Below are 15,300 nucleotides of genomic sequence, written 5' to 3'. Positions count from 1 at the left end.
CAAAAAGGATAGGTCAATCTTTTGGCTGGCCAGGCATGGAGTAACGCGTGAACAAGCTTACCTCGGCGGTAAAAGTGCTCGTGGTCGACGATCAGCCATTGATCGTGGAAGAGCTCTGCGAATTTCTTGAAAGCAGTGGTTATCGCTGCGTCCCTTGTGAGTCCAGCCGACACGCCTTGCAGCGCTTCAGCGAAGACGCCGAGATCGGCTTGGTGCTCTGCGACCTGCACATGCCGGACATGGACGGCATCGAGCTTGTAAAGGCCATGCAAAAGGTGGCAGGCAAGGCGCGGGCATTCGAGGCGATCATGCTCACTGGGCGCGCCGATAAACAGGACGTGATCAAGGCCCTGCGTGCAGGGATCTCGGACTACTACCAGAAGCCGATCAATCTCGACGAGTTGCTCGAAGGTCTACAACGCCAGGAAGCAGCGCTGGAAGAGCGACGCAAGGAGCTGCAACTGGGGCACCTGAACCAGAAGCTGCAATACCTTTCCGAATCCATCAACGACCTGTACCAGGACCTCGACAAAGTGCGCCGCAGCCCAGGTGCCGGCGTGGCGGATGAGGCCGACCTGGTCGCCGAAGAAGCCGGCCCGGTGGAAATTCCGAGCATCTTCAACCAGCTCTCGCCACGCCAACTGGATGTAGCGCGCCTGGTGGGCAAGGGCCAGACCAACTACCAGATCGCCTGCGAACTGGGGATCACCGAGAACACGGTCAAGCTGTACGTGTCCCAAGTACTGCGCCTGACCCATATGCATAACCGTACCCAACTGGCACTGGCCTTGTCGCCGAGCAACTCGGCGATGCGCCAGCGAGTGACGGCGCACTGAAGCGCCAGGACCTCATTGACTCTGGCCGCCTTTAGAGTCCCCACTGGTGCCCGTTTCGAAAAACTCTGGAATCGGATATTTGTAAGTGTCCAGCCAACGCTGCGAGGCCTGCTCCCGTTCCGCGGGCGTGGCCCTTTGTGGCGTCGGCGAAGCGGCTCGCCCGTTGATCTGCAAGACCATCCAGTTTTCCGTTTCCGCCTGCTGCGGGGACGACGGGCCGGGTTCGATGGCCATGGCGCCCAGCGGTAACAGCACCAGGCCGATCAGGTAATGTGCTTTCATCGATCACTCCTTACTTGAGGCTCACCGGCAGGGCATCGCGCACGGTCGCGACTTTGCGCGCCGCCGTCCGGGCGCCCTTGAGTTTTTCTGCGCGGGCCTGGGCATCGGAGACTTGCTCGCGGCTCAGGCCCAGCTGACTGACGACCTTGGCCGCTTGCCCCCAGTCGTCCTGGTAGATCAACAGCGTGATCAGATTGACGGCGGCCAACGGGTCGCCCTGCTTGAGTTCGATGGCCGTCATGAATTCAAAGCGGGCTTCTTCCACGCGCAATTGGTTGAGGTAAACCACGCCCAAGTCATTGCGGATTTTCTCATCAGTGGGCGCCAGCTGCGCCGCCCGCTGCAGGTGGGCCATGGCCAGGGCGCTGTTGCCCTTCGCGGCCGCCAATTGCCCCAGGCCGTGCTCGCCTTCGGCGGTCATGCAGGTGCCGAGCAGGCTGCGGTACAACGGTTCAGCTTCGCTGCGCCCGAGTAGGCGGTAAGTGCGGGCCTTGCGCTGGCGCACTTGGGGCAAGGCTTCGGGCAGGCTTTGCAGGTTGGCCAGGCTGGCGTGCAGCTTGCCTTCGTTGGCCAAATCATCAGACAGGTTGAGCGCCAGTTCCTGTTCCGAGCTTGGCTTGGCGCAACTGCCCGGTGAGGTCAACGCTGCCCAGGGTGATTGGCCATTGGTGGCGCAGCCGCCGAGCATCAGCATGGCCAAGCCGGCAATCATTACTCTCATCAAGGTCTCCTCAAAAGTTGGCCATCGCCCGTGCGATGCCGATAAAGGCCGGGCCGCCGAGCACGATCAGCAAAGCGGGGAACAGAAACACCATCATCACCACCGACATTTTTGCTGACATCTTTGAAATGTATTCCTGCAGGCGGGTCAGGCGTCGGTCGTCGAGCAGTTGCTTGAGGGCCAGCAAGGACTTCATCGCGCCGCCGCCCTGATGGATCAATTGTTGAAGGATGATGCAGGTGTCGGTGAACTCATCGACTTCCAGCAAACGCGCGGTCTTGCCCAGTTCTTCGCCCAGTTCCAGGCCGGAATCGACCCGCGCCAGGATCAGGCGCAGCTCATGCGTCAGCGCGGGCAGCAAGCGCTGGGCTTCGGTGCCCAGGACGCGCAATGACTGTTCAACCGCCATCCCCGATTCGAACAGGATGCGCAGCAGCGGAATGAAGGTCGAGATTTCCTTGGCGATAGTTTGCTGACGATGTTTGGCGGCGGCGGCGAGCACGCGTTTGGGCAGTAGGTAGCCAATGCCCAGGCCAAAAAGGGGCGCAATCCACGCGGGGTCCATTTCAGGGAAAAAAACCTGCTGGCCGATGACGGTCAGGCCCAGGAACACGATGGGCAAGCCGATCTGAAAGGCCGCAAACAGCGAACGTTGGCTGGCCTTGCGCCAACCAATGCGGTTGAGCAGTATCTGGGTCTCGTTGTCCAGGCTGACCGAACGCTGGGCCAGGGTGCTGGCGCCGAGTTGACGCATGAACGTGCCAAGCTTGGCATCGCCGCCCATACGCCCTTGCAGGCGCTCAGCCACCCGGCGGTCACGTCGGCGATTCTCGAGCAATTGGCCGCCGAACAATACCAAGGCGGCGAGCAACAACAAGACACAGGCCAGCAGCGCCATCTCAGACACTCCTCAGCATGCGCCACATGAGCAAGGTGCCGCTGATGTCCATGACCAGCGCGCTGAACAGCATGATGCGTCCCGTATCGTCGTTCCACATGTTCATCAGGTAATCGGGATTGACCAGGATGAAATACCCCACGATCAGTATCGGCAGCCCGCCCAGCACATACGCGGTCATGCGGGTTTCACCCGTCATGGCCTTGAGTTGACGGGCGCCCTGTTCCCGTTCGCGGATCATCTTGATCAGGTTTTCCAGCAGCTCACTGGCATTGCCGCCGTAGCGGTGATTGACCTTCAGGCCCAGGGCGAACAGGCGGAATTCATCCTGTTCATAGAACTCGGCAAAGTCGCTGACCGAGTCCGGCAGGCTGACGCCCATGCGCACATTGCGTTGAACGCGGCCCATGGCTTCCTTGAGCGGATCTTCAGTGCTCTCGACACCGCCCAGTACTGCGTCGGCCAAGGTTCTGCCGGATTTGAGGCTGCGCACGCTGTGGTCGAGCAATTGAGGCAGTTGCTCGACCATACGTTGCACGCGGCGTTGATAACACCAACTGATGTACACCCTCAGAAACAAAGGCGGTCCGACGATCATTGTGATCAGGCCCAACCCGTCGGCGAACAGCCAGCCCAACAGTACGCCGGTCACCCAGGCACTCAGCCATAGGCCAAGGCGGTCCGTGGGTTTGCCCAGCCCGGCACGTTGAAACATCCGCTCAAGGCCCGTCCAACGGGTGTCGGTGTCCTGTACTTCGGGCTGACCGTCGCCGAGACGTTCGAGCACGCGGTCCGTCTGGGCCTTGCGCAGGCCGTGCTGAAATTGCCAGAACGACAGGCCGATCAGCAGCAGGCAGATAAGGAGCAACACAGGTCCGATCATCTGGCGCTCCCTAGGATTGCAAGGCCGATTCGCGGCGCAGTTTGTCGCCGGCCGGGTTGATGGCTTCGCGCAGGAAACCGAAGCCGGTGCGCCGGTCCAGGCGGAACAGGGTGTTGGTGACATACACGTCTTCGCGCACGCCGACCACTTCCACCACTTCACTCACACAGCGGCGTCCATCGGGCATGCGTGTCAGTTGGATAATCACGTCCAGCGCGGCGCAGATCATCTGGCGCAGGGTTTTTTCCGCGACCACACGGCCGGTCAGACCCACCAGGGTTTCCAGGCGCAGCAACGCATCCTGGGCATTGTTGGCATGCACGGTGCTCATGGAACCGTCGTGGCCGGTGTTCATGGCGGTCATCACGTCGAGCACTTCCACGCCACGGATTTCGCCGAGGATGATGCGGTCCGGGCGCATCCGCAGGGCGTTGCGGATCAGGTCGCTGGAGCGTACTTCGCCATGGCCTTCGGCGTTGGGCGGGCGGGTTTCCAGGCGAACCACATGGGGGTGGCCCAGTTGCAGTTCAGCGACGTCTTCGATGGTCACCAGGCGCTCATGGGGGTTGATCAACTGGCTGAGGATGTTCAGCAGCGTGGTCTTGCCGGTGCCGGTGCCGCCGCTGATCAAGATGTTGCAGCGCTTGCCCACGGCCTCCTGGAAGAACTCGAAGATGCTTTGATCAATGGTTTGCATGGCAACCAAGTCGCTGCTCTTGAGCATGTCCTTGCGGAATTTCCGAATCGACAGGCACGGCCCGTCCAGGGCAATCGGCGGGATGATTGCGTTGACCCGGCTGCCGTCGGGCAAGCGCGCATCCACCATCGGCGAGGATTCATCCAGGCGCCGGCCCAATGGCGCGAGGATGCGTTGCATCACGCGCTCCACATGGTGGTCGTCGATGAACCGCAGGTCACTTTGGTGCAGCAAACCATCGCGTTCGATAAACACACGGTGCGGCCCATTGACCAGGATTTCTGTCACCGCAGGGTCACGCAGCAGCACTTCCAGCGGGCCGAAACCGGTGAGTTCGTCGACGATCTCTTCGGCCAGGCGCTCTATCTCATAACGCGAGATCGCCAGGCGCATGCGCGTGATGTATTCGGAAACCTTGTCGATGACAAATTGCGCCAGGGACTGGCGTGTGCCTTCGAGCAGGTTTTTACCCGACTCCTCGATGGCGTCGATGATGTAGCGGTGCAGCACCAGCTTCAGGCCATCGTGATCGCTGTTGCCGCCAGCGGCGCGGGCTGGGCCGCCAAACAGTTTTTCGCCGTTCATCGTCCTGACCCCAGGAAGCGTTCAAACCAGCGCATCGACGGCTTCGCCAGGCCCTCGGAGCGTTTTGCCAGGCGCTCGCCCAAGGTGCGCACGGCTTGGGTCAAAGGTTCACGGGGGGCCAGGGCAAACAGGGTCTGGCCTTGGTTTTTCACATTCAGGCGCAGCTCGGCGCTCAGCGGGAGTACGGCGATGCACTCAAGGCCGAAGCTTTTTTCCAGGGCCTCGGTATCGGGTGCGCAGGCCTTGATGTAGCGGTCCACCACCAGTTTGGCGTGATCCAGCTTCATGCCTTTTTCGCGCCAGCGGTTGAGTATTGCCAGGTTGCGGCGACAGTCCAGTACGCTCTGGTCGGTGCACCACAGCAGTTTGTCGCAGTGGCTGACAAAGGTGCGCAGGGCCTCGCTGTCGGGTTGCCCGGTAATGTTCACGACGATGTGCTGGAAGTGCTGGCGCAGTGCACTGAGCAACATGAACAGCTCGGCGGCACTGGTGAGTTTGAGCGGTTCGTCACCGGTGGCGTAGGCCAGGATGCGCAGCCCGTCCAGGGCGGGGGTAAAGGCGCTGTTGATCAGGGTGGTATCGAGGCGGCGCAAGTGTCGCAACGCGTCACCGAAATTGAAGGTGCTTTGCAGACCCAGCAAGGCCAGGCTGTCGCTGCGCGGCAGGCCCAGGTCGAGCAACAAAGTTTGCTGGCCGCTTTTCTGCACGACCAGCGCCAGGTGGGTGGCCAGCATCGCCCCATCGGCATTGCTCTGGGTGCCAAAGAGCACGGTCAGGCCACCCAGTTGTGCATTGTTGGTGACGGTGGGCAGGCGCTTGCTCAAGCGTCGCACCAGGCCCGCCACTTCACTGGAGCGCGAGCCGTAGGCCACGAAGTCGCGGGCGCCGGCCCGCATGGCGTTCAGCACAAGCTGGTTGTCCATGCCATCGCCCAGGGCGACGACGGCGAGCATCGGCTTGGCTTCCAGGGCGCCTTCGATCAATGCGCTCTGGGCCACGACGTTTTCGCGGTCCAGGCCGACGAACACCAGGTTGGCGAAGGTCACATCCACCAGCGCCAGCAGTTCGTCCAGGCTGCCGGTGCCGGCGCTGACGACTTGGCCAAGCGGCGCCAGGGCGCCCTGCAGCCACTCCAGGTCAGTGGTGTTGCGGGTGATGGCGAGAAAGGTCTGGCTCAGGCTATCGCTCATTGGGAAAGTCCACTGCGACGGTCAAAGTTGCCGTTTTCCAGGAAGAACAGCCGATACCAGTTTGGGTCGTAGCTGCGTAGTTTCTCGCCGGGCAAGGAGGGCAGTTGGGCGTTGGCCGCCAACGGTTGCACCAGATGCGGCGTGACGATCATGAGCAGCTCTTTTTCTTCGCGGCTGATATTGGAGTCGCGGAAAAACGCCCCGAGGATCGGGATGTCGCCCAGCCCCGGAAACTTGCTGATGGTGGAGCGGTTGTTGCTGCTGATCAGGCCGCTGATCACAAAGCTTTCGCCATCGGCCAGGGACACGCTGGTGTCGGTACGGCGGACGGTCAACGCCGGCACCTGAATGCCTTCGATCTGCACCGCGTTGCTGTAGTCCAGTTCGCTGACTTCTGGCGCCACCTTGAGGGTGATGCGGTTGCGGTCAATCACGGTCGGGGTCAGGGTCAGGCGAATGCCGAACTCTTTGTACTCGATGGAAATGCTGTCGCTGCCGGCACTGGGCACTGGAATGGGGACTTCACCGCCCGCAAGGAAGCTTGCACTCTGTCCGCTGAGCGCCACCAGGCTGGGACGCGACAGGGTATAGGCGAAGCCGCTTTGCTCCAGGGCATTGATCATGGCCGAGATGCGGCCACCGCCGAAGCCGATATTGAAAAAACCGTTATTCACTCCCTGTCCGCGAAAGCTATTGGCCGGCGCAACAGGTGCCGTGCCATTGCCGGGGCTGCCAAACAGAAAGTTACCTCCCTGACCGAACAGCGAGGTGCTGGCTTCCTTGAGCTTGGTACGGCTGACCTCGACAAAGCGGATATCGGTCTGCACCTGGCTGGGCAACAACGGGTCTTCCGACGGCGGCAGCGACACGCTGGTCAGCGCCGACGTGGCCTTGCCCTTGACGAACACCATGCTTTGGCGCGGCGCGCTGGCACAGGCGGTCCATACCATCAGGCTGGTAGCGCCGGACGAAACACCGGTCAGCAGAAAGTTCCGGTCACCGTTGACCCGCACATCGGCGATTTTCGGGTCGCCGATGGCCAGGCGCGTAATGGCCACCGGTGATTGCAGCTCTTGTTGCAGGCCTTCTCCCACCTCGACCACGGCGGGTAACTGACCCAGGGCACCGCAGTTGCCCGGCGCTGCCAAGGCCATGCCGACCGGCAGGCTCGACAGCATCAGGGCCCAGGCCATGTGCGTGAACAGGGGTGCGTAGCGATGGCTCATTCAAGGCATCCTTGCTCGATCACGGAGTTTGTGGTGCCGCTTGGGCACCGCGAATCACTTCAACGCCACGGCGTACGCCAGGCCCAGTGGTGCTGGCTTGGACCACGCGTTTGGGCGGGCCGGTCAAGGCCAATTGGGTGAATTGGTAGAGGTTGCGGTTGGCGCTTTCCAGTCTCTCTGATGCGTCGCTTTCGCCAGCCCAGTAGCGACTGAGCAGTTGTTCCTCGGCGCTACGTACCGCCAGGCGCAACACGCCGGCTTGCGCCGCGAGCATCAGTCGGCTTAGCAGTGGCTCCGGCACGGCCAGCACCACGGTGCGTGCGCCGTATCGACGTTGGGCGGCTTGGGCGCGTTCTTCAGGCGTGACCGGGGGTGGCACAGCGGGTTTGCCATCGTTGGCCAGGCCCAACTGGTCACCGACGCTGAGCAGGCGCATGGCCGGAAGGACGATCTGCGCCGACTGCTCGACGTTACCGACATCCTGGCGCAGGAACAGCAGCACATCCACGTAATCGCCTGGCGTCAGTTGGCCCCCAGCGCCGCTCACCTCATCCACGGCCACGGCCAGGGCGCGCTCATTCGGGCGAATCATGCGGGCGAGCGGGCCGCCGCCGCTGAAGCTTTCTTCGGTGAGCCAAGTGCCTGCGCCCAAGGTCCGCAGGGGGATGCGACCGATGGCTTGATCGAGCTGGGTGAGGCTGCCGGCGGGCGCGGTGCGCAGTTTTTCCAGGATCAGGTCGGCGTCGGTCAGTGGCACAAAAGCGGGCACGTCATGCGCCAGCACCACCACCGGTTGGCGGGTCTGGTCTTCCACCGCAGCGACAGTGTTATCAACGGAAACGACAGGTACGGCGGGGGCTGCGACAGGCTCCGGAGCGCGGCTTAAAACAAGCCCCCAGTACCCGGCGATCAAGGCCCCGATCAGCAACAAGCCGGCCAGGACCATGCTGATGCGACTGTTCATGACGGCTCTCCCTTTCCCGTTGCACTGCACACCCGATTAATTCGAATGGGTTAATCCGCAACCTGGCTGTGATGAACATCTAACGATTTGGCTATTTGAAGGTAGCTCAGCTAGGACGAAATGCCATTACCCTGGAGAAAAATTATGTGAGCTTATAAACGCTGCCTTTATACGGCGCGTTTATAGGGGCTGACGTTACGACTAATACTTTATGATTAATTCGTTATTACAGTTGTGAGGCTGGGGTTTGTTGACAATGCTCTAATGGCACGCCGCGATTATCTGGTACTAGAGCCGTTCCGGCTTCCAGTGGCGTTTTAGGGAGAAGTCTTATGTTCCTTGACCTGGTGTTGAAGCTGTATGTCCAAACCCAACTATTCTTCAGTCGCAAAGAAGGAGCCTCAGGCATCGAATACGCCATTGTCGTAGCGTTGGTAGCGCTCGTTATAGTGGGTGCCGGGACGGGGCTTGGAACTAAGGTAAAAACCATTTTCACCAATATGACCACTAATATGCCGACCGGAACATGATTTAGTTGTGGTGGCCGTTATGATGATCCCCTCTTGAAGGTGATGCCATGAGCGCGTCTTCACGCCAGCAAATTCTATTGGTGGACGATGAAGAGGACGCCTTGATCGAACTCGCCGAATCCCTCGAAAACGAGGGATTTGTCTGTTTTACCGCCACCTCCGTCACCTTCGCCCTGCAAGAATTGACACTTCACCCCGACATCGCCTTGGTCATCACCGATCTGCGCATGCCCGAGGAAAGCGGTATCTCCTTGATCAAGCGCCTGCGCGAACACACCTCACGCTCACACCTGCCGGTGATTGTGATGTCGGGCCACGCCGAAATGGACGATGTGAGCGACATGCTGCGCCTGCAAGTGCTGGACCTGTTTCGCAAGCCGATCTATCTGGTTCGGTTGATTGATACGTTGAACAATCTGTTTCCCCTCCCGAAAACCAGGCTTTAGGCGCCCCACTAGCGCCTAAAGGGTAGGATCAGAGCTGATAACTGAAGCTCAACGTATACCGTGGCCGCCGGTTGAAACTGTCCAGCGCGATATCCGACATCGGCTTGGCCGCTTCCAGGGCTATGTTGTAGTACTTGTTGTCCCCGAAGCGCAGCCCGAGTGCAGCCGATGACAGGTCGCTGCTTCTGACAGGCAGATCGTTGAACCAGGTCTTGGCGCGGTCGAACACAATATAGGGCTGCAGAATCCTCACCCAGTCGCCAGCGCGGTTGTAGCTGTAGTTGACCTCATACGCCAGCCCCCAGCCCTTGTCACCGGAACCCTGGTCGTCAGGGTAGCCACGACCGAAGTTCTGCCCACCGAACGTGGCGCGTTCGCTGTCCGGCAGGGTGTCATTGCTCCAGTAAAACGCTCCCGACAGGACGCCTTGCCAGTTATCGAAGAACTTGTCGCTTTGTACGCCGGACAGGCGCAGGCGGAAGAAGTCCAGGTCGGGCTTGAGCCCTTCGAAATCACTGTGGGTTCTGGCGCCCATGCCGTTGATGCCCTGGTACAGACCGGCGCTGAGGATACGCAGTTGGCGGGTGTCGGACTTGCGCCAGTCACCCTCGAAGGCCAGGGCGCGCAGGTTGGTTTCAACGTCGAAACGCTGGGGGTAGCCCAAGAGTTTGTAGCTTGTGGTTTGGTCCACTGCGTAGAGGCGCGTGCCGAGGGTCAGCGATTCATTCGGTGAGGCTATCAGCGGGTGGCTGAGGCCGATGGAATAGCGATCGATGGACTGGTGCGGCTTGAGCTCGAAGCCGCCGTCCAGTTGCACGTTGGTTTTGGGGTCGGCGCGGTAGCGTTCGGCGGCGAGCGCCAGCTGGGTGCCTTCGGCATTGATGAACTGGCTGTAGCCCACACGGTAGTAGTGCTCTTTATCTTCGCCAGGCGGGAACAGCCCGCTGACGTTGAGTTGCTCGCCCATTGAGGTCTGGGAGTTGCTGGTGCCGGTAAGCAGGGCCTGCAGGCCTCCGCGGCTGTCATCGGTCATGCTCATGCTACTGGTGAAGGGCTTGCGGCTGGCAGTGATCTGCATGTGTGTGCCACCGTCGGTGGTTCCCGGCGCGGGTACTTGCGCTTGCAGTGTGACGCCTGGGATACGGCCCATGAGCGTGGTATAGCGCTCGAAGGTCTTGCGGGTCAGCGGGCGTTCGGCCAGGAGTTTATTGGCCAGTTTGTCGACGTAAGCCGAGACCGAGCCGATATCGCCAGTTTGCTGGTAGTCCTTGATATAGCCTTCCACCAGAATCACGCGCACCAGGCCATTTTCGAAGCTCTGTTGGGGCAGGAATGCGTAGGACAGCAGGTAGCCGTCCTGCTGGTAGCGACGGGTAACCCCACGGGTGGCTTCGATCAGTTGCGCCAGGTTGGTCTCATGACCAAACAACGGTTCGTAGGCCTTGGCGGTCTCGTCGAGCGGGTAGATGGTGCCACCCTCGATCTGCAGCTTGCGAATCGTGACCTTGGTGTCCATCAACAGCGGCTGGCCCTGAGTAGATGGTGTTTCGGGCACCTGGGTCTGTGGCGTGGCCGGTCGATAGGCGTCGGCGGGAAGGTTGGGCACTGGCAGGTTGCGGATGGTGTCGTTGCTGTTGAGGAAGCTGGGAAGGGTCTCGGCTTGGGCGTAGGCACTGAGAGTAAGCAATAACAACGGCGTCAACACGCGCATAGGACACTCCATGGTCAACTGCAGCAGCGTTTCGGGCCCGCCCGGTTCTGGGACTCGGTTCGGGTGGGGCATGTTCCAGGCCCCATAAAAAAGACGAGAGACTTATTGGGTCTCTCGTCTCAACCAAGCGTAGGCGCTGTAGGGGAGGCCGTCTAATCGGCCAGGTGCAATTCTATTTTTTGCCGGTCAGGCCGTTCAATAAACCGCCCAGGCCGCCGCCGGTATTTGTATTCGCACTGCCACCCGCCGAGGTGTTGGCGCCTACGTTCAGTCCGCCAAGCAGACCGCCGCTGGTGCCGGTACCGCCTGTGACCAACCCACCGACCGAGCCTACGGTACTGCCAACCGCACTGACGGTGCCGCCGAGGGCATTGGTGATCGGGTTGGCGTTGGCCGCCGTCAGGTTGGCACCGATACCGCTGACGGCGCCACCGACTTGAGTCACCAGGCCATTGACCGGAGCGCCGATGCCCGTGGTGTTTCCGATGTTTTGCGTCAGGCTGGCGACACCGGAGGTCACTGGGTTAAGGGCCGCGCCGACGTTGGTCGCCAAGCCGGCAACGGGCGACGTCGCTGCAGTATTGGCGACGCCATTGCCGCCAATGATTGTGCCGAGGGAAGCGACAGTGCCACCCAATGCTCCACCGGTCACGCCTGCCGCGCTCACGGCGCCATTGGTGTTGCCGGCATTCAGGCCATTACCGACGTTGGCTACCAGGCCACCCACCAACTCAGGCAGGCCGGGTTTCGAAGCGCCGCCCGCTGGGGCGACATAGCCACCGGACTTGTCGAGCACGCCACCGACGCCGGTCAATGCACCGCCGACGATATTGGTCACCGGGTTGCCGGTGCCCCCTGCGCTGGCAACCTGACCACCCAGGCCGGTCACAGTGGAGCCGACTTTATCCAGCAGGCCATTGACCGGGTTGCCAAGGCCGGTGGCCTTGCCGAGGTTGCCCGTGGTGTTTTCCACCAGCGAGACCACAGGCACCAACACTTTACCGCCGACCGTGTTAGTGAGAGAACCCAGCGGCCCGGTGGTGCTGGCAGTGCTCAAGGTATCGCCGAGCATGGTGACGGTCTGGCCCACCTTATCGACCACGCCGCCGGCAGCACCGCCGACGCCGCCGGTTAAACCACCCACCACCGGAATGCCGCCCAGTGTGGTCGACAGGGATTTGCCGGTCGTCGAAAGACCGTCGCCCAGGTCGGCAACGCCGTTACCGACCCCCGCCACGGTAATGCCGAGGGAGTTGCTGTTGGTACCCAGAGAGCCCAGTCCGGCAGTGACGCCAGTGCCAATGCTGGTGACGGCGTTGCCGGTAGCAGTGACGAGACCGCCAGCCGTAGTGCCAACGATGGGAACGTTGTTCAAGGTGTCGCCAAGGTCGCCGACCGCAGCGCCCACGTTACCGACAGTACCGCCCAGAGTGCCGGCAATCTGGCCAGTCACCAGGGGAGTGGTTGTCGAACCCGTGCCACCACCTGTTCCGCCGCCGGTGCCGCCGCCGGTGCCACCGCCGGTGCCGCCACCAGTACCGCCGCCTGTGCCGCCACCGGTACCGCCGCCTGTGCCGCCACCAGTACCACCGCCGGTGCCACCACCTGTGCCGCCACCCGTACCGCCGCCGGTGCCACCACCTGTGCCGCCACCCGTACCGCCACCTGTTCCTGCACCCGCATCGGGTGAGGACGATGCCACGCTGGATTTGTGCCCACCACCACCGCTGCTGCAGCCGCCGAGTGCCAGTGCTACGGCCAGGGCCAGCGCGGTACTTGCTTTCCAAAACACGACTTGAGTTTTCATGATTGAGTTCCTTGCACCTGTACAACCTTGGTTGTCTTCAAACACTCGCTACTTCTCGGGGTAGCAATGTGTTTGTCCGTATGGCTATAACAGCCCCGGCGGTGCGTTCGCTCAATGCTCTACTTGGTATTAACGATTTATATACGGCACGGGTGTACCGGTTAAGTAACTAATACCAAGGGTATAAGGCAAGGATGTATCAAGATGTATATATGTTTTGAATCAATGACTTGAATAAAAAAGCGGACGTAAAAAAGTCCGCTATTACTTAGGGTATATATATACAATTAATCGGTTTCTTTCAGGCGATCGGCCACCACTTGCCTACCATATGTTCAATATCGCCCGCGCCTTTTAACCACAACTCACCGCTGGAGCCGGCGGCGCTGGTCAACAACGTCACTTCACCGGGCAGGCGCACGGGTTTTTTGAACTCGACGCTGATCTCGATATTGGCGGCGGGCAGGTGTTCGCCGAGGGCGGCAAGGGTGTGCGCCTTGTTCCACAGCCCGTGGGCGATGGCCTGGGGAAAACCGAACAGCTTGGCGGTGAGGGCGCTGAGGTGGATCGGGTTGTAGTCGCCGGAGACCCGCGCATAACGGCGGCCGATATCGGCGGGGGCTTTCCAGCGGGTCAGTTCGCTGACCTGAGTGGGGGAAGGCTGGGCGTCATCCTCGGGTTCACCTTCGAGCTTTACGCCTCGGCAAAGCATGCGGCTTTCGGCTTCCCACAGCAGGCCGAGGGAGTCCTCGACGGTGGTGATCAGATCAAAGGTCGCGCCCTTGGGATGGGGCTTGAGGTTCTGCGTGTGGACAGCGATGGACAACTCGCTTACACCCCCGAGCGGGCGATGGATACGGATGCGGTTACTCAGGTGAATCAACCCCAGCAGCGGGAAGGGAAAACTATTGTCGGTGAGCAACTGCATCTGCAACCCGAACCCCAGGATATGCGGATAAGTCGCCGGCAGGATCGGGCTGTCGGCAAAACCGCAGACCTTGCGGTACGCCGCTACTTGCTCGACGTTGATGCTCACCCGACAGCGCAACCCCTGCTCGGGCAACGTGTTGCCGGTGATCTTGCGCTTGAGCGCGGCGCGCCAATACAACGGCGGCAGGAATGGCGTAGTGCCTAGCGTCTTCCATTGCATGTTTATGCTCCCAAGAGGCTTTGCCCACACACCCGCAGCGCTTGACCGCTAACGGCCCCGGAGCCCGGTTGGCCGAGCCAGGCTACCGCTTCGGCGACGTCCTGCGGCAGGCCGCCCTGGCCCAGCGAACTCATGCGTCGTCCGGCCTCACGCAAGGCAAACGGAATATGCGCAGTCATCTGGGTTTCGATAAAGCCGGGCGCCACGGCGTTGATACTGATGCCGCGCTCCTGGAGCAGCGGTGCCCAGGCCTGCGCAAGGCCGATCAATCCAGCTTTGCTTGCGGCGTAGTTTGTCTGCCCACGGTTGCCGGCGATGCCGCTGATCGACGCCAGCAACACCACGCGGGCGTTGTCATGCAGGGTGCCGCTGTCGAGCAGCGCCTTGGTCAGTACCTGCGGCGCATTGAGGTTGACCGCCAGCACCGCGTCCCAGTATTCCGGGGTCATGTTGGCCAGGGTCTTGTCGCGAGTGATCCCGGCGTTGTGTACCAGAATGTCGAGGCCATCAGGCAGCTGTTCGACCAATTGGCTGGCGGCATCTGCAGCGCAGATATCCAGTGTGACAGTGCGTGCCCCCAGGCGCGCGGCCAGGGCTTCGAGGTCGGCCTTGGCCTGGGGCACGTCCAGCAAAATCACCTCGGCGCCGTCGCGGGCCAGGGTTTCGGCGATGGAGGCACCGATGCCTCGGGCTGCGCCAGTGACCAGCGCTTTGCGCCCGGCCAGGGGCCGCGTCCAGTCCTCGACGGGTGTGGCGCAAGCGTCCAGGCGAATGACTTGCCCCGAGATATACGCGCTTTTGGGCGAGAGGAAGAAGCGCAGCGCGCCTTCCAGTTGGTCTTCGGCACCGTCGCCCACATAAAGCAATTGCAGCACGCCGCCATTGCGCAGTTCCTTGGCCAGCGAGCGGCTGAAGCCTTCCAGGGCGCGCTGGGCACTGGCGGCGAAGGGGTCGCTGAGGCTTTCCGGCGCGCGGCCGAGGATCACCAGGTGGGCGCTGTTATCCAGGTTTTTCAGCAGCGGCTGGAAGAATTCGCGCAGTTGCTTGAGTTGATCAGTGTGCTGCAAGTCGCTGGCGTCGAACACCACGGCCTTGAGCTTGGGACCGTGACCGGGAATCCACGTCGACGTCTGCGCGCCGTAGGTATAAATCGCGTCGGTGAGCTTGTGGGCAAACGCCTGCACGTTGCTCGCCAGCGCGCCGCCGCCCAGCAGCAAAGCACCTTCCACTGGACGCAGGCGCCCGGCTTGCCAGCGTTCCAGGCGTACCGGTGACGGCAGGCCAATGGCGGCGACCAGGCGATGGCCGAGGCTTGAGTTGGCGAAGTCGATATAACGGTCAGACATGGAACGCTCTCCGAAGGCTGGGGTTCAA

General features: G+C 61.5%; 15 protein-coding genes. 3 read left to right on the top strand and 12 right to left on the bottom strand.

The annotated features are described in order from the left end of the window. Window positions 1–47: 47 nt before the first annotated feature. Window positions 48–836 carry a response regulator transcription factor gene (locus WH299_RS03595; protein ID WP_339549619.1) on the top strand — a complete coding sequence of 263 codons (789 nt, stop codon included), beginning with the start codon at window positions 48–50 and terminating at the stop codon, window positions 834–836. A gap of 12 nt (window positions 837–848) precedes the next feature. Here the strand turns inward: WH299_RS03595 and WH299_RS03590 are convergent, their stop codons facing one another. Genes WH299_RS03590 through cpaB form a run of 8 tightly spaced genes read right to left on the bottom strand, consistent with a single transcriptional unit; the run spans window position 849 to window position 8,282 of the window. After that, on the bottom strand, window positions 849–1,118 hold the full coding sequence (locus tag WH299_RS03590; RefSeq protein WP_028615593.1) for a DUF3613 domain-containing protein: 270 nt from the start codon (window positions 1,116–1,118) through the stop codon (window positions 849–851). 10 nt (window positions 1,119–1,128) lie between these two features. Further along, the gene (locus WH299_RS03585; protein WP_305383474.1) at window positions 1,129–1,839 is read right to left on the bottom strand and encodes a tetratricopeptide repeat protein; all 711 of its coding nucleotides are present in this window, start codon (window positions 1,837–1,839) and stop codon (window positions 1,129–1,131) included. Between the two features lie 10 nt (window positions 1,840–1,849). Beyond that, window positions 1,850–2,737 (bottom strand): type II secretion system F family protein, encoded by an 888-nt coding sequence (locus tag WH299_RS03580; protein WP_028615595.1) that lies wholly within the window; start codon window positions 2,735–2,737, stop codon window positions 1,850–1,852. A gap of 1 nt (window position 2,738) precedes the next feature. Continuing rightward, window positions 2,739–3,620 carry a type II secretion system F family protein gene (locus tag WH299_RS03575; protein WP_338573190.1) on the bottom strand — a complete coding sequence of 294 codons (882 nt, stop codon included), beginning with the start codon at window positions 3,618–3,620 and terminating at the stop codon, window positions 2,739–2,741. Window positions 3,621–3,630: 10 nt separating this feature from the next. Next, window positions 3,631–4,902, bottom strand: coding sequence for a CpaF family protein (locus WH299_RS03570; protein WP_028615597.1), 1,272 nt, complete (start codon window positions 4,900–4,902; stop codon window positions 3,631–3,633). Then, window positions 4,899–6,092 (bottom strand): pilus assembly protein, encoded by a 1,194-nt coding sequence (locus WH299_RS03565; protein ID WP_028615598.1) that lies wholly within the window; start codon window positions 6,090–6,092, stop codon window positions 4,899–4,901. The genes WH299_RS03570 and WH299_RS03565 overlap by 4 nt, the downstream gene beginning before the upstream one ends. Then, complete coding sequence (locus WH299_RS03560) at window positions 6,089–7,318, bottom strand: type II and III secretion system protein family protein (RefSeq protein ID WP_123474007.1); 1,230 nt, start codon at window positions 7,316–7,318, stop codon at window positions 6,089–6,091. The genes WH299_RS03565 and WH299_RS03560 overlap by 4 nt, the downstream gene beginning before the upstream one ends. Before the next feature lie 19 nt (window positions 7,319–7,337). Beyond that, a complete protein-coding gene (cpaB, locus tag WH299_RS03555; protein WP_339549618.1) occupies window positions 7,338–8,282 on the bottom strand; it encodes a Flp pilus assembly protein CpaB in 945 nt (314 codons plus the stop codon). A 332-nt stretch (window positions 8,283–8,614) separates the two neighbouring features. On the opposite strand from cpaB, the gene WH299_RS03550 reads away from it, so the two are divergent. Both WH299_RS03550 and WH299_RS03545 read left to right on the top strand, forming a co-directional pair. Then, on the top strand, window positions 8,615–8,812 hold the full coding sequence (locus tag WH299_RS03550) for a Flp family type IVb pilin (RefSeq protein WP_016977026.1): 198 nt from the start codon (window positions 8,615–8,617) through the stop codon (window positions 8,810–8,812). A 47-nt stretch (window positions 8,813–8,859) separates the two neighbouring features. Continuing rightward, window positions 8,860–9,258: a response regulator gene (locus tag WH299_RS03545; protein ID WP_016977027.1), complete on the top strand. Its 399-nt coding sequence runs from the start codon at window positions 8,860–8,862 to the stop codon at window positions 9,256–9,258. Between the two features lie 28 nt (window positions 9,259–9,286). Here the strand turns inward: WH299_RS03545 and WH299_RS03540 are convergent, their stop codons facing one another. The 4 genes from WH299_RS03540 to WH299_RS03525 all read right to left on the bottom strand — a co-directional run bounded on the left by WH299_RS03540 (window position 9,287) and on the right by WH299_RS03525 (window position 15,272). After that, window positions 9,287–10,969, bottom strand: coding sequence for a ShlB/FhaC/HecB family hemolysin secretion/activation protein (locus WH299_RS03540; protein ID WP_339549616.1), 1,683 nt, complete (start codon window positions 10,967–10,969; stop codon window positions 9,287–9,289). 172 nt (window positions 10,970–11,141) lie between these two features. After that, complete coding sequence (locus WH299_RS03535) at window positions 11,142–12,776, bottom strand: collagen-like triple helix repeat-containing protein (protein ID WP_339549614.1); 1,635 nt, start codon at window positions 12,774–12,776, stop codon at window positions 11,142–11,144. A 301-nt stretch (window positions 12,777–13,077) separates the two neighbouring features. Then, window positions 13,078–13,926, bottom strand: coding sequence for a MaoC family dehydratase (locus tag WH299_RS03530; protein ID WP_339549613.1), 849 nt, complete (start codon window positions 13,924–13,926; stop codon window positions 13,078–13,080). Window positions 13,927–13,928: 2 nt separating this feature from the next. Beyond that, window positions 13,929–15,272, bottom strand: a complete 1,344-nt coding sequence (locus tag WH299_RS03525) for a 3-oxoacyl-ACP reductase (protein WP_339549612.1) — start codon at window positions 15,270–15,272, stop codon at window positions 13,929–13,931. Window positions 15,273–15,300: the final 28 nt, after the last annotated feature.

It is taken from the genome of Pseudomonas sp. MYb541, assembly GCF_037479595.1.
Classification (GTDB): domain Bacteria; phylum Pseudomonadota; class Gammaproteobacteria; order Pseudomonadales; family Pseudomonadaceae; genus Aquipseudomonas; species Aquipseudomonas canadensis.
The sequence above is the reverse complement of the archived record's forward strand: the minus strand, read 5'-3'. Positions and strand labels throughout refer to the sequence as shown.

What these genes read in the sequence shown, in the direction of transcription:
- WH299_RS03590 (WP_028615593.1), bottom strand. Translation starts at nt 1,118, where the DNA reads ATGAAAGCACATTACCTGATCGGCCTGGTGCTGTTACCGCTGGGCGCC.
- WH299_RS03585 (WP_305383474.1), bottom strand. Translation starts at nt 1,839, where the DNA reads ATGAGAGTAATGATTGCCGGCTTGGCCATGCTGATGCTCGGCGGCTGC.
- WH299_RS03580 (WP_028615595.1), bottom strand. Translation starts at nt 2,737, where the DNA reads ATGGCGCTGCTGGCCTGTGTCTTGTTGTTGCTCGCCGCCTTGGTATTG.
- WH299_RS03575 (WP_338573190.1), bottom strand. Translation starts at nt 3,620, where the DNA reads ATGATCGGACCTGTGTTGCTCCTTATCTGCCTGCTGCTGATCGGCCTG.
- WH299_RS03570 (WP_028615597.1), bottom strand. Translation starts at nt 4,902, where the DNA reads ATGAACGGCGAAAAACTGTTTGGCGGCCCAGCCCGCGCCGCTGGCGGC.
- WH299_RS03565 (WP_028615598.1), bottom strand. Translation starts at nt 6,092, where the DNA reads ATGAGCGATAGCCTGAGCCAGACCTTTCTCGCCATCACCCGCAACACC.
- WH299_RS03560 (WP_123474007.1), bottom strand. Translation starts at nt 7,318, where the DNA reads ATGAGCCATCGCTACGCACCCCTGTTCACGCACATGGCCTGGGCCCTG.
- cpaB (WP_339549618.1), bottom strand. Translation starts at nt 8,282, where the DNA reads ATGAACAGTCGCATCAGCATGGTCCTGGCCGGCTTGTTGCTGATCGGG.
- WH299_RS03550 (WP_016977026.1), top strand. Translation starts at nt 8,615, where the DNA reads ATGTTCCTTGACCTGGTGTTGAAGCTGTATGTCCAAACCCAACTATTC.
- WH299_RS03545 (WP_016977027.1), top strand. Translation starts at nt 8,860, where the DNA reads ATGAGCGCGTCTTCACGCCAGCAAATTCTATTGGTGGACGATGAAGAG.
- WH299_RS03540 (WP_339549616.1), bottom strand. Translation starts at nt 10,969, where the DNA reads ATGCGCGTGTTGACGCCGTTGTTATTGCTTACTCTCAGTGCCTACGCC.
- WH299_RS03535 (WP_339549614.1), bottom strand. Translation starts at nt 12,776, where the DNA reads ATGAAAACTCAAGTCGTGTTTTGGAAAGCAAGTACCGCGCTGGCCCTG.
- WH299_RS03530 (WP_339549613.1), bottom strand. Translation starts at nt 13,926, where the DNA reads ATGCAATGGAAGACGCTAGGCACTACGCCATTCCTGCCGCCGTTGTAT.
- WH299_RS03525 (WP_339549612.1), bottom strand. Translation starts at nt 15,272, where the DNA reads ATGTCTGACCGTTATATCGACTTCGCCAACTCAAGCCTCGGCCATCGC.